The following is a 13,166-nucleotide window of genomic DNA, read 5'->3' on the forward strand; positions in this document are numbered from 1 at the left end:
AGGAATGACATCGAAACCACGCAACAGTGCCCTCGTGGTAAAGCAAATAGATGACACATTTGTAATCAAAGGTTGAATATACACACCAATTAGTATAAAGCAACTAAAATTAACCAGTTACCAAATTCTTACTTTCAAGATACTCTTTGATCTTCAGCAAATCATACCAAGAGGTGCGTTTTTGGCTAGGTTGTCGAAGTAAATAGGCAGGGTGGAAAATTGCCGTAGTCTGGATAGGAGCGGTTAGATATTTATTGGTGTAAAAATAATATTCTTGTCTAATTTTGGTAATACCGGCATTTTTCCCAAGTAGACTAGTTGCAGCGGTACTACCGACTAAAATAATGAGTTTTGGGTTAACTAAAGCAATATGCTTCTCAACAAAAGGTCTACAAACGTCAACTTCCTCTAAAGTCGGCTGCCTGTTGGCAGGTGGACGCCAAAACACTGTATTGGTAATATAAGCATTATCTTTTCGTGAAATCCCGATTACACGCAGCATATTATCAAGTAAATTACCACTTTCACCGCAAAAGGGTATACCTTTTAAATCCTCATTACTGCCAGGAGCTTCACCTATTAACATAATCTTAGCTGCCGGATTACCATCACCAAAAACAGTATTAGTAGCAAGTTTCTTAAGTTCACAGCCGTTAAAATTTAGTAGAGATTCTTTTAGTTCTGCTATATTATTAGCTTTATCGGCAAGTGATCTTGCAAGACTTATATTATCATGCGTTTTATCATTCATATTGAACTCAATTTCTTTTTGAAGCATAGGTTTTGCTTGTGATTTTTCAACCGGTTTGGTATTATCGCTTGCTTTTAATTTTGGCGGATGCTCTGAGCAATAATATTCAATACCGATTGCATTTAACCATTTAAATGTATCATTCATTATCTTAAATAAAATATGTTAAAATACTCCGTACCTATCGAACTATCTGGCTTAAGGCTTGATAAAGCTTTATCTCAGCTTCTTGAAAATGTATCAAGGAATCAAATCCAAAAAGCAATTAAAAGTTCCTGTGTACAAATTAACAATGTGATTATTCTCGATTCTGATATTTTGGTCAAGGAGAATGATATTATATTATTTTCTTTCAAAGAACCAGAAGAGTTAACAATAGAGGCAGCTGATATAAAACTTGATATAGTTTATGAAGATGAAGATTTAATAGTTATCAACAAAGCTGCCGGTATGACTGTCCACCCAGGAGCAGGACATCATGACGATACGCTTGTTAATGCCCTACTCCACCACACAAGAAATTTATCTGATATCGGCTCATCAGAAAGACCTGGCATAGTGCATCGTTTAGATAAGGACACAACAGGCTTGATGGTAGTTGCTAAAAATAATAAGGCACATATGTTGCTTGCCAATCAGATTGAACAAAGGCAGGTCGTACGGAAATATAAGGCTTTAGTTTGGGACGTAATTAATCCGCTAGAGGGAACTATTAAGAATAATATAGGTCGTAGTCGAAGCGATCGGCAAAAAATGACAATATTAAAATATGGCGGGAAAGAGGCCGTGACCTACTACAAAACTCTAGAACTATTTTATGGAGGTAGTATTAGTATGGTAGAATGTAAGCTTGCTACCGGCAGAACTCATCAGATTAGAGTGCAGCTAAGCAACCTAAAGCACTCGGTGGTTGGTGATCAAACATACGGCAATAACGATCGAAAAATTAATCATTCACCCTCGGAACTAAAAGCAAAATTAGTTAATTTTAAACGCCAAGCCCTGCATTCTTGGTACTTAAGCTTTACTCATCCAACCAGTAACGAAGTTATGGAATTTTCTTGCGATTTGCCTGATGATATGGAGGAAATTATAGCTGCCAATACATTGCATAAATTTATTGAGCTTAAAAAACAAGTTCCTTTAGGTAGCGTAGAGGATATTCTAGAGATGAAAAATCTAGGTAGAAAATAATTTCCATGCAATATTCTATACAAGAGTTTCTTAACGAAGGAGCTTATAAATTAAATAAAGTAGGCATTAAATCATCGCAATTAGAAACACGAATTTTATTGCAGCATGCTATAAATAAACCTCATGAATATCTGGTTGCTAATCCTGAAAAACAACTAAACCAGCTAGAAATAGAAACTTTCGAAAAAGCATTAGAAAGAAGGCTAAAGCACGAGCCGATAGCTTATATTTTAGGGACAAAAGAATTCTACTCACATGAGTTCATCGTTAATAAACATGTACTAATTCCAAGAAGTGATACGGAGTTATTGGTTGAAGTATGTATAAAATCGTCATTGCGAGCGACTGCAAGGAGCGTGGCAATCTCGAGAATTCTGCCTGAGATTGCTTCGTCGACACCTATAGTGTCTTCTCGCAATGACGAATATACAAGAATCCTCGAGCTCGGTACAGGAAGCGGCTGTATTGCTATTAGTCTATTGCTTGAGCTACCAAATAGTCAAGTAACTGCAACCGATATAAGCTTTGATGCGATAGAGGTTGCTAGAAGTAATGCAGTAAAGCACAACGTAGCAGATCGCTTAAAGATTATTCACAGTAATTGGTTTGAGAACGTTGAAAAGAGAAAATTTGATTTGATTATTAGCAACCCACCTTATATATCTGAGACCGAAAAATCAGAAATGGCAATAGAGACAATAAATTATGAGCCATATATTGCTTTATTCGCCGAAGAAGATGGTTTGCAGGGCTATAGAATTATTGCAGAGAATGCTAAAAAATTCTTAAAGCAAAATGGTAAAATTATATTAGAACTAGGCTATAAGCAGGCAAAGCAAGTTAGCCAAATCTTTTTAGATCACGGTTATATTATTGATAATATCCATCAAGATTTACAATCACATAATAGAGTAATAGAAATATCTTTAATTCAGCTAAATCGCTCATATGCAAGACGCATCGGGAAGAGCCTGTCAGGAATACAACAAAATTTATTAGATAACGAACTGCCAAAATATTTATTTTCAAAAGAAAAGCTTATTGGTGAAAATTATAACTCCTGTAAAATTAAAAGTAATTATACGAAGTTCAACTTGGAAAAGAGCAAGGAGTCTGTAAGCCGAGGAGCGGAGCGTATAAAAATACGTGAGCATCTGAGGACTTACAAAGAGGACGTAGCCAATTTTTCAAGTTCAACGAGTATATTTCTAGAGATTGGCTTCGGCATGGGCGAGCATTTCATCAATCAAGCTAAAATGAATCCGGATAAGCTTTTTATCGGTGTGGAAGTATATTTAAACGGCGTTGCAAATGTTTTAAAACTTGCAGAAGAGCAAAATATTACAAATTTTTTGTTATTTCCTAACAATCTAGATTTTATATTACATGATTTACCGGATAATAGATTAGACGGAATTTATATTTTATTTCCCGATCCATGGATAAAAAATAGGCAGAAAAAGAAACGTATTTTGAATAAAGAACGCTTAACGATTCTACAAACTAAACTAAAAAATAAAGGTAGCTTGATCTTTGCTTCTGATATTGAAAATTATTTTGAGGAAGTAGTAGAGTTAATTAAACAAAATGGTAATTTTCAAATTACTAATGAGGATAATTATGCAAAACCACACGATAATTATATAATAACGAAATACCACCAAAAAGCTATTAATGAAAGTAGAACACCCCAATTTTTAAAGGCTATATTTTCAAATGTTATTTCTATAAATAATAAAAAATACTAATCTTATTAGTATTTTTTAGCTGAACCCCGTGGTCAAGCCACGGGTTGACAAGAGGAAAACTGATCTATGCAAGAACGCATAGACGAATTTTTAAGAACGGCTTTGTAGGCTTTGTACTAAAGCATCAAAACCTTGGTCTTTTAAAGTCGAAGTAAAATCTTGTTGTTGAGCACCGATAAGACTTACACCTTCTGTAATAACGTCGGAAACTTTAAATTTTCCATTTTCCATTTTACGCACTAAATATTCTACTTTAATATCTTGTCCTTTATTATTAATATTCATGCTAACCATAGAATCTTTTGGGCTTAAAACACGTACTCCTGTTACTTGAGGTTTTTCACCTTTGTAATCTTTTATCAGATCAGTATAAGCTTTAGTAACATATTTAGAATAAACTTCTGTAAACTTTGCAATTTGTTCATTAGATAAAGTTTGCACCCCATTACGTCCTAATGTATACCTAGCCATCCAATCAAAATCTAGATTATTATGCATTAGTTCACGTGCTTTGGCAACTTTTACATCTTGGGATAAGTTAGGGTTGTTTAAGGTAGTAGAAGCTTCATTTACTAAGTTAGTAACATAATCATTTAAACCCGCAGGTGCATTATCGTCTGCATAAGATGAAAATGTAAAAATCAATAAAAATAAGCTAGTAATAATTTTTTGCATAAGAACCTCTTTTAATTAAAATTTATGTTTTTAGGTTAGGGCATTTAAAGTTTTTGGGATATTGAACAGATGCTTCACGAGCTTGGTGTAATGCCGATCTGATAGTAGCATAAGGGTCTAACGAATTCTTCATAACATAATCACTAAATGATAATACATTATATCTATCATTTATTTTACTAATCGCTAAAACACTTAATTCAAAATCTTTATGGGTATAATACATTAAAGGATTAAGTGCATAATTAGTAAATATTGGGTCAGTCATATCCCTTGCATTAGTACTACCTATTATCGGTAACACCAAATAAGGACCTGGACCTACTCCATAATGTGCAAGAGTATTACCAAAAGTCTGACGATCTGATGTCAGCCCTACTTTACTAGCCACATCAAATAACCCACCAACACCAAGCGTAGTGTTAATAATGAATCGCCATAAGCTTTTCATAGTCTTATCGTAATTAAGCTGCAACCCGTAATTTACAGTAGTAAGAGGCATATCAATATTACCAACAAAACTATTAACCCTTGCTTTCATATAATCATTTGTAAGATTTTTATACCCAACAGCTAAAGGACGTAAGAATATATAATCTAACACTGAGTTAAACGCAAATATTTTACGGTTAAATTTTTCGTATGGATCGTAAACTTCTCGGCAACCATTAATATTACTGCTACCATTATAGTTGTATATGTCATCGTCCACATATTCAAGATCAGCTTTTGCGAATAATGAACATATGATAATCGAAAGTATAATTAGTGTTCTCATGATTTATTTTCAGTTTTCTTATAGAAGCTATCTGTAGATATATTTTGATTGATAATTAAAGAGCTTTTTTAGCGAAAATTAATAAGATTTTTGAAGGAATAGTTATTCATATTTCAAAAAAATCTTATAATTTGTAGCAAAAAAGAATTTAATTAGCGTTAAGATATATCTACAGATAGCTTCTTACATACAATAATACCGTATTTATTATTTTCTGCTAGTATTATTTCTTCAGAAGTTAATATAACAAAATTATTTTTTTGTAAAAAATTATTTATTTCATTTAAATTAAAAATAAATTCTTTACGTTTTACTGAAAAGTGCGTATTAGGATTAGTAGGTAAACAAAGAGAAAAATACCCATCTTTATTAAGCGATGAATATATTACATTGAAATATGCAGAAAGATCTTTAGTAAAAGTTAATCCACAAAAGCTTAAAATAATATCAAATTTATTTGAATTTTGTTTTAGAAATTCACTTATGGAAACATTATATATCTGATCATAAATTTTAAGGTTGGCATAATATTCTTCTTGAATATCATTCATTAAATTAGAAATTTCTACAGCTGTTAAAGTAAAGCTCTCCGGAAAACGCTTTTCTAATTCGTATCCGACAAGTCCTATATTACTACCAAGTTCTAGGATAGAATAATCATCTGGCAGGTCAGTTATTTGCTTCAAGCTCTCATTTATAAATCTATAAGGCAAATGAATATTTTTATCATTGTTAAAAATACTTGGATAATTTTTTGCAGTTAAGTCCCTGTATTTTACCCAAATTTCCACAGGTATTTCGGTAGCATTTTTATAATTTTTTAAAAAATTTATAAAAATTGTTTTATATTTTTCATTTGATTTTTCTAAATATTTTATGGCTTTTGGATAGTCATTTTTTAAAAAATAAGTCCAACCTAATTGGTAATATACTCTAGAATCATTAGGACTAAAAAAGTTATCAACTAATTTAAATCTAAGTAACGCATCGTTTAAATTACCTCTATATAAATGTTCAAGTCCAAGCTCATAATTGGTTTCACTTAAATGATTCATTTTATATTTACAATCATTTAAATATTTTTTAAATTCTAGAATTTTGTTTTTAATAAAATTTGGTATATTTATTATCGTTAAGCAAAAATGTTTGATTTTATCCTTTATTTTACTAAGCATAGCTATTTTTAAATTAAATATTATCCAATATAATAAAGCATATCTTTATAAATTTTTAAATAAAATAATTTTAATATTGATGAAGTTAATATATTATTTCTTTTGGAAAAGTGTTTAATGTCATTCCCAGCAGTGTGTTATTCCGTGGCTTGGAAATTAGATCTGGTAAAATAACTAATAATTATTAGTATTTTTATTGTCTATATGATTCCGTGGACAAGCCACGGAATGACAATATGGGAGTTTAAGCCATAAGCCTATAATAAAAAACCAAATAATAATCCTAAGTACGGACTAACGTTATGTCAATTATTTCTACTCGATTAAATGCTATAAAACCATCTACAACGCTTGCAGTTGTTAGGAAAACGCTTGATCTTAAAAGAGCGGGCATTGATATTATTGCACTTGGGGCAGGTGAGCCTGATTTTGATACACCTAATAATATTAAAGAAGCGGCTATCAAAGCTATTAAAGATGGGTTTACTAAATATACGAATGTTGAAGGGATGCCAGCTTTAAAAGAAGCAATAAAGGCTAAATTTAAGCGAGAAAACAATATAGATTATGATCTTGATGAAATAATAGTTAGCACCGGTGGCAAGCAAGTTATATATAATCTATTTATGGCATCTTTAAATAAAGGTGATGAGGTTATTATTCCTGCTCCTTATTGGGTATCTTATCCAGATATGGTTTTACTTGCTGAAGGTACTCCGGTTTTTGCAAATTGCGGTATTGAAAGTAACTTTAAACTAAGTGGTAAGGCTTTAGAGCAGTTAATTACGCCTAAAACAAAATGGCTTATTATTAATTCGCCTAGCAATCCGACAGGTGCAAGCTATAGCCATTCAGAGTTAGAAAATATTGCTGAGATTTTAAAAAAGCATCCGCATGTAAACGTCATGTCTGATGATATTTATGAGCATATTACTTTTGATGGTTTTAAATTTTATACTTTAGCAGAAATAGCACCTGATTTAAAAGATCGGATATTTACTGTTAACGGAGTATCAAAAGCATATTCTATGACAGGTTGGCGTATAGGTTATGGTGCAGGTTCGAAAGCTTTAATCAAAGCTATGACTATTATTCAGTCACAAAGTACTTCAAACCCCTGCTCAATAAGCCAAGCAGCAGCTGTTGAGGCACTAAATGGCGTGCAAGGTTATATTGTGCAAAATGCTTTAAATTTTGAGAAAAAACGTGATCTTGCTTTGTCGATTCTACAAAGAGTGAAATATTTTGAATGTTATAAACCTGAGGGAGCTTTTTACTTATTTATTAAATGCGATAAGATTTTTGGAGCTAAAACTAAATCAGGCAAAGTAATTAATAATAGTAACGGTTTTGGTGAATATTTACTCGAAGAAGCAAAAGTTGCCGTAGTACCAGGCATTGCTTTCGGATTAGAGGGGTATTTCAGGATTTCTTATGCTACTTCTATGGAAGAGTTGGAAGAGGCTTGTTTGAGAATTGAAAGGGCTTGTAATTCTATAGCGTCATTTCGAGGAGATGTGTAACATCGACGCGACAATCTTATCGAACTTCCTGAGATTGCTTCGTCAAATTACTTTATAATTTTCCTCGCAATGACGTTACAACTACTAAACTAATAAAAAATCAATGCGTGAAGCTTTTAAAAAATTTTTAAAACGTAACAAATTTATACTCAGTTTAATTACTATTTTACTATATTGGTATTTGCGGTTTGTTTATTTCACTTCAAAACAAAAATTTATATTTTACGACAATGGCAATAAAGAAAAGTTTTTAAACGAACAAGGAGCAATTTTTGCTTTTTGGCATAATATGCTTGCATTGAGTCCTGCTATGTTTAAAGGACATAGAGATGTCTACGCATTAATATCTCCGCATTTAGATGGCAAGATTTTAAATGATTTAGTCGGTAAATTTAGCTGCAAAGTTATAGTCGGCTCTAGCAATAAAAATCCGCTTGGAGCATTACGGAGTATTATCGAAAAGCTTTCTCAAGGTGCAAATGTAATAATTACGCCCGATGGTCCTAAAGGTCCTGTATATAAAGTAAATAGCGGAATTACCGAAATTGCTTATAAATACAACAAAAAACTAATTCCTATCGTTAGCACTACTTCCAGATGTTTTAGGTTAAAAAGCTGGGATAAGCTAATAATACCTTTGCCATTTGGTACGATTAAAATAATAGTAGGGTCACCTTTAAAACTGACAGATAATAAGGTACAAAATCATATGAATCTTGAAAAATATTTAGTTAATTTAACTGAGAACTTAATAAAATGATGCGTTTATATTACTTTTTAAGTTTTTTGTTGTTACCTATTTATTTTATTATAATCTTCATTCGCTTATTAATAGGCAAAGAAGATATAAGACGTGTTAAGGAGCGTTTTGCCATCGGTAAACATAGGCAAGATAATAGATTTTTAGTTTGGATTCATGCGGCTAGCGTCGGCGAATCTATGATTGCTTTAAATTTAGTTGATAATATAAGTAAGCGTTATCCTGATATCCGTTTTTTAGTTACTTCTTGGACACAATCTTCCGCTAAAATATTAAGTAGCAAATTACCTAAAATAGCTATTCATCAGCTACTTCCAATAGATAATATTATTTTCACTAAAATATTTTTAAAAAACTGGCAACCTAACTTAGGTATTTTCATAGAATCGGAATTATGGCCCGCTACTATCAATGAAGCAGCAAAAGAGTGTAAATTACTACTTGTGAATGCTCGTATGTCCGATAAATCCTTTGAATCTTGGAAAAAAAGAAAAGGCTTTTTTCAGCTTATTGTTAAAAATTTTAGTAAAGTTATTGTGCAAAGTGAACGGGATTTACAAAAATTTAATGAGCTTAGAATATCAAACACAACTAATCTAGGTAATATTAAATTTGCCAATGAAAAGCTTCCGGTTAATCAAGAAGAGCTTGTAAAGCTGAGTGAACATCTAAAAGACAAGCGAGTTATTGTATTTGCTAGTACTCATCCGGAAGATGAGGAAATTATTTTACCTATTATAAAAAACTTAAAAAAACAAGTTACAGACTGCTATATTATCTTAATCCCGAGACATCCTGAGCGTATTAAATCAATTCTTGATAACTGCATAGCACAAGATTTATTAGCTACTGCTAAATCACAGAATGACTTACCTGTTTTAACCGATGATCTTTATATAGTTGATAAATTCGGTGAAATGGGTTTATTTTTCTCTGTAGCATCAATTTCATTCATTGGCGGCTCTTTCAAACAAGGCGGGCATAATATTTTAGAAGCGGCACACTTTTCTAATTGTATTATCTTTGGTCCTGACATGAGTAAAAACACTGATATTGCTAAAGGTGTGTTGCAAAGTAAAGCAGCTATTCAAATCAGAAACGATCAAGAGTTATTAAATACACTGGAATATTTGCTTGATCCTAGTAATTCTATAGAGTTAAAAAACTATCAAAAAAATTCACTAAAATTTGTTGAAAGAAATCAAAAAATACTTGATGAATATCTCCAAATAATTACAAAATTTTTCCCACAAATATAACGATAAGTAGAATTTCTAAAAATAATATTTGACTTTTGATTGTTAAATGATTAAATAGCTCTACTTAACTATAAATAGAGGATATTTTATGTGGAGTGCAGCACAATGGGAAAATCATCGCGAACAAGAAAGAGAAAGAGCAAAAATCTACGCTGCTGATGAGCAGCATAGTAGGCAGAGAAATAAATCTTCATCTGGTAGTGATGATGGAGAACTACTTGGGACATTAATAGTAATCGGATGTTATGCAGCATATCAAGGAGTAAAGTTTGCTGGAAAAGCTGCTATAGCAGGCGGGAAAATGGCTGTGGATGGAGGAAAGATAGCAGGTAAAACAGTAATAAATGCTCGTAAATTGCATAAAGGAGAAGTAGAAATTGTAAATACCGATAACCAAGGAAATATTATAGAAAAAGCTCCTGAATATGGTCCTACACTTACTGAATCTCAAGAAAGCCCTACATTTTCTAAAAGAGAAAAAGTAAAAGAATGGATTGGAAAAGGAATTAAAAAGAGTAGATCAGCTAGCGAGCTATTAACAAGTGCTTATAAATTAACTACTAGCACAACAGAAGAAGTTGTTACGGATGCAGGAGATAAAACCAAAGTTATTATTAAACCTATAGTAATACTGTTAATACCGAGGACCATAAGATTAGACCTCTTATTAATAAACAAAATAAATATTATGGTGAAGTACAAGAAGACACTATAAATACTATGCTGAAATATAAATTTAATGATAAAAAAATTATTGAGGTAACAAAATATAAATCATTTACTATTCCGAGTACCATAACCAGGAGAAAAATTTGAGCTAAGATTTGAGCTAAATTGTCCTAATGGTGAAAAAATACGTGCAGATGATACTGCTTATCTTCAAGTTAACTATGATATAAGTGGTAAATTAGTAAAATTAGCTGTACCTAATCAACCTGTAGTTTGTCATAATCCGAGTTATCCTGCACTAATTGCTTATCACAATGAATTATATGTTTTACCGGTAAATAGTGGGCATTATAATTATTTAACATATAAAGTCCATGAAAATGGCGGAGTAGTAGAAATAGGTAATGCCGATCCTGGCTATCACATAGAAGCATCTCATAGTAACATTAAATATTTAAAATCTGAATATAAAAGGTGGAAAACGACTTCCACTTTTTATATAATTATTCCTAATAAACAAGTACTTTCGTAATTTGCTAACCATAAAATAAAAATTTCTAACCAAATAGCGGATTATTTAATAATTCGCTATTTGCATTATAACTAACTTAACATGAAAATAATAGCCGGCAGTAGTAATAAGCTACTTGCAACACGTTTAGCTATAACGTTAAACATCAAGTATATTGAACCTAAAATCACTTGTTTTAATGATTCAGAAATAAAGGTAGAAATTCAAGAATCGCTACATAATGAAGATATCATCATAGTACAATCTACTTCAAAACCTGTTAATAATCGTTTAATTGAGCTATTTTTACTTGTAGATACTGCAAAAAAAAGCAGGAGCAAATAAAATAATTTTAGTGATGCCTTATTTTGGTTATGCAAGGCAAGATAAAGCATCAAATCAAGCTGCTATGCCAGCACAATTAATAGCTAATTTTCTAGAAAAACTAGGAGTAACTCATTTAATTACCATTGATTTGCATTCTGACAAAATAGAAAAACTTTTTAACCTCCCTATTTCTAATCTCAAACCTATCGAATTATACTTACCATTTTTGCAAAATTATAAAAATTGTATTATAGTTGCACCCGATAAAGGAAGCATACATAAGGTAGAAGCCATTAGAAACTTGTTAAGCATAGATGTAGCTTATATAATTAAAGAAAGGGATATAAACAATAATTGTAATATGATATCTATAGCAGGTAATGTTGAGGGCAAAAATTGTATATTAATTGATGATATTATCGATAGCGGTGAAACTATTTATAAAGCTGCCAATTTCTTAAAGCAACACGGAGCTTTATCGGTCAATGCTTTTATTACGCATGCTGTACTTTCAAGAAGTTATATATGCAATAGTTGAGATTTTATCTTACATTTAGTAAAATAAATTAATTATTAAATGGAGATAAGAAATGAACTTAAATCAAAAAATAATAAAGCCAAAATTAGGATTACTAGAACTCGCTAAGAGTCTTGGTAGCATATCATCAGCATGTAAAGCGATGGGCTATAGCAGAGATAGTTATTACAGATTTAAAGAACTGTATGAAACTGGTGGTGAAGAAGCGTTGTATGAAATTAGTCGAAGAAAGCCAATAATAGCCAATAGAGTTGATCCAGCGATAGAGAAGGCAGTAATGGATATGGCAATAGAATATCCAGCATATGGTCAGCTAAGAGTATCAAATGAGCTTAAGAAGAGCGGTATACTTGTATCACCTGGAGGAGTGAGATCAATTTGGTTACGTAATGATTTAAACAATATCAATAAAAGGCTTAAAGCATTAGAAGCAAGGATGGCTCAGGATGGTATTGTACTTACTGAATCTCAGTTACAAGTACTAGAGAAACGACGTAGCGAAAAAGAAGCCCATGGCGAGATTGAGACACAGCATCCAGGTTATCTAGGATGCCAAGATACATATTATGTAGGAAATTTTAAGGGTATAGGTAAGGTTTATTCTCAGGTATTTATTGATAGCTATAGCAGAGTAGCTGATGCTAAACTATATACTGATAAAACAGCTTTAACTGCTGCTGATATGCTTAATGACCGCGTGTTACCATGGTATGAAACTCAAGGCATACAATACTTCGTATTCTGACAGATCGCGGGTCAGAATATAAGGGAAATATAGAGCATCATGCTTTTGAATTATTTCTAAGTATCGAAGGTATAGAACATACTATTACTAAAGCATATTCTCCTCAAACAAATGGTATGTGTGAACGTTTTAATAAAACTATGACACAAGAATTCTTTGATACAGCTATGCGGAAAAAGATCTACACTGATCTTGATGATTTACAATTAGATCTTGATATTTGGTTAGAGCATTTCAATAATGAGCGACCACATTCAGGAAAATATTGTTATGGTAAAACGCCTATGCAAACTTTTAAGGATAGTAAGAAATTAGCTATTGAAAAGAACAATGAAATCTTATATCTTGAATACTCATCTGACAGTCATAATTTATCAGATATTCAGATATAATTTTTATAGTGTCTGTAAGATCAAATCTTGACTTCTACAGCAGTATTAGACTGTATTTTTATTACCGATACTATAGAAACAGATGACTTATCTTCTAAATTTCATATAATACCTATACTAC

The 13,166-nt window shown here is 31.7% G+C and carries 12 protein-coding genes and 1 pseudogene; 9 read left to right on the forward strand and 4 right to left on the reverse strand.

The features are described from left to right. Positions 1-109: 109 nt before the first annotated feature. Entirely contained in the window at positions 110-898 is a 789-nt protein-coding gene (locus ACICQC_RS09225) for a uracil-DNA glycosylase family protein (RefSeq protein ID WP_395476806.1), read from the reverse strand. A 15-nt stretch (positions 899-913) separates the two neighbouring features. Between ACICQC_RS09225 and ACICQC_RS09230 the strand changes: the two genes are divergently transcribed. Continuing rightward, entirely contained in the window at positions 914-1,945 is a 1,032-nt protein-coding gene (locus ACICQC_RS09230) for an RluA family pseudouridine synthase (RefSeq protein WP_395476807.1), read from the forward strand. A gap of 5 nt (positions 1,946-1,950) precedes the next feature. Next, positions 1,951-3,693, forward strand: a complete 1,743-nt coding sequence (gene trmB / locus ACICQC_RS09235) for a bifunctional peptide chain release factor N(5)-glutamine methyltransferase PrmC/tRNA (guanosine(46)-N7)-methyltransferase TrmB (RefSeq protein WP_395476808.1) — start codon at positions 1,951-1,953, stop codon at positions 3,691-3,693. Positions 3,694-3,783: 90 nt separating this feature from the next. Here the strand turns inward: trmB and ACICQC_RS09240 are convergent, their stop codons facing one another. From ACICQC_RS09240 to ACICQC_RS09250, 3 genes are all read right to left on the reverse strand, one after another. After that, on the reverse strand, positions 3,784-4,368 hold the full coding sequence (locus ACICQC_RS09240) for a phospholipid-binding protein MlaC (protein WP_395476809.1): 585 nt from the start codon (positions 4,366-4,368) through the stop codon (positions 3,784-3,786). Positions 4,369-4,390: 22 nt separating this feature from the next. Beyond that, positions 4,391-5,146, reverse strand: coding sequence for a VacJ family lipoprotein (locus tag ACICQC_RS09245; protein WP_395476811.1), 756 nt, complete (start codon positions 5,144-5,146; stop codon positions 4,391-4,393). Between the two features lie 158 nt (positions 5,147-5,304). Further along, the gene (locus ACICQC_RS09250) at positions 5,305-6,321 is read right to left on the reverse strand and encodes a methyltransferase domain-containing protein (RefSeq protein ID WP_395476812.1); all 1,017 of its coding nucleotides are present in this window, start codon (positions 6,319-6,321) and stop codon (positions 5,305-5,307) included. Positions 6,322-6,623: 302 nt separating this feature from the next. Between ACICQC_RS09250 and ACICQC_RS09255 the strand changes: the two genes are divergently transcribed. The 7 genes and pseudogenes from ACICQC_RS09255 to ACICQC_RS09285 all read left to right on the forward strand — a co-directional run bounded on the left by ACICQC_RS09255 (position 6,624) and on the right by ACICQC_RS09285 (position 13,045). Then, a complete protein-coding gene (locus ACICQC_RS09255; protein ID WP_395476813.1) occupies positions 6,624-7,844 on the forward strand; it encodes a pyridoxal phosphate-dependent aminotransferase in 1,221 nt (406 codons plus the stop codon). Between the two features lie 103 nt (positions 7,845-7,947). After that, complete coding sequence (locus ACICQC_RS09260) at positions 7,948-8,604, forward strand: lysophospholipid acyltransferase family protein (protein WP_395476814.1); 657 nt, start codon at positions 7,948-7,950, stop codon at positions 8,602-8,604. Beyond that, entirely contained in the window at positions 8,601-9,863 is a 1,263-nt protein-coding gene (gene waaA, locus ACICQC_RS09265; protein WP_395476815.1) for a lipid IV(A) 3-deoxy-D-manno-octulosonic acid transferase, read from the forward strand. The genes ACICQC_RS09260 and waaA overlap by 4 nt, the downstream gene beginning before the upstream one ends. A gap of 88 nt (positions 9,864-9,951) precedes the next feature. Continuing rightward, the gene (locus ACICQC_RS09270; RefSeq protein ID WP_395476816.1) at positions 9,952-10,578 is read left to right on the forward strand and encodes a hypothetical protein; all 627 of its coding nucleotides are present in this window, start codon (positions 9,952-9,954) and stop codon (positions 10,576-10,578) included. A gap of 567 nt (positions 10,579-11,145) precedes the next feature. Next, positions 11,146-11,388, forward strand: coding sequence for a ribose-phosphate pyrophosphokinase-like domain-containing protein (locus tag ACICQC_RS09275; RefSeq protein ID WP_395476817.1), 243 nt, complete (start codon positions 11,146-11,148; stop codon positions 11,386-11,388). A 13-nt stretch (positions 11,389-11,401) separates the two neighbouring features. Then, positions 11,402-11,908: a ribose-phosphate diphosphokinase gene (gene prs, locus ACICQC_RS09280; protein WP_395477709.1), complete on the forward strand. Its 507-nt coding sequence runs from the start codon at positions 11,402-11,404 to the stop codon at positions 11,906-11,908. A gap of 52 nt (positions 11,909-11,960) precedes the next feature. After that, positions 11,961-13,045 (forward strand): annotated as a pseudogene (locus ACICQC_RS09285) (IS481 family transposase). The last annotated feature ends 121 nt before the right edge of the window (positions 13,046-13,166 follow it).

Origin of the sequence: Rickettsia endosymbiont of Pantilius tunicatus (genome assembly GCF_964291875.1) — a bacterium.
Taxonomy (GTDB): Bacteria; Pseudomonadota; Alphaproteobacteria; order Rickettsiales; family Rickettsiaceae; genus Rickettsia.

What these genes read in the sequence shown, in the direction of transcription:
- ACICQC_RS09230 (WP_395476807.1), top strand. Translation starts at nt 914, where the DNA reads ATGTTAAAATACTCCGTACCTATCGAACTATCTGGCTTAAGGCTTGAT.
- prs (WP_395477709.1), top strand. Translation starts at nt 11,402, where the DNA reads ATGCCTTATTTTGGTTATGCAAGGCAAGATAAAGCATCAAATCAAGCT.
- ACICQC_RS09275 (WP_395476817.1), top strand. Translation starts at nt 11,146, where the DNA reads ATGAAAATAATAGCCGGCAGTAGTAATAAGCTACTTGCAACACGTTTA.
- ACICQC_RS09250 (WP_395476812.1), bottom strand. Translation starts at nt 6,321, where the DNA reads ATGCTTAGTAAAATAAAGGATAAAATCAAACATTTTTGCTTAACGATA.
- ACICQC_RS09240 (WP_395476809.1), bottom strand. Translation starts at nt 4,368, where the DNA reads ATGCAAAAAATTATTACTAGCTTATTTTTATTGATTTTTACATTTTCA.
- ACICQC_RS09245 (WP_395476811.1), bottom strand. Translation starts at nt 5,146, where the DNA reads ATGAGAACACTAATTATACTTTCGATTATCATATGTTCATTATTCGCA.
- trmB (WP_395476808.1), top strand. Translation starts at nt 1,951, where the DNA reads ATGCAATATTCTATACAAGAGTTTCTTAACGAAGGAGCTTATAAATTA.
- ACICQC_RS09260 (WP_395476814.1), top strand. Translation starts at nt 7,948, where the DNA reads ATGCGTGAAGCTTTTAAAAAATTTTTAAAACGTAACAAATTTATACTC.
- ACICQC_RS09270 (WP_395476816.1), top strand. Translation starts at nt 9,952, where the DNA reads ATGTGGAGTGCAGCACAATGGGAAAATCATCGCGAACAAGAAAGAGAA.
- waaA (WP_395476815.1), top strand. Translation starts at nt 8,601, where the DNA reads ATGATGCGTTTATATTACTTTTTAAGTTTTTTGTTGTTACCTATTTAT.
- ACICQC_RS09225 (WP_395476806.1), bottom strand. Translation starts at nt 898, where the DNA reads ATGAATGATACATTTAAATGGTTAAATGCAATCGGTATTGAATATTAT.
- ACICQC_RS09255 (WP_395476813.1), top strand. Translation starts at nt 6,624, where the DNA reads ATGTCAATTATTTCTACTCGATTAAATGCTATAAAACCATCTACAACG.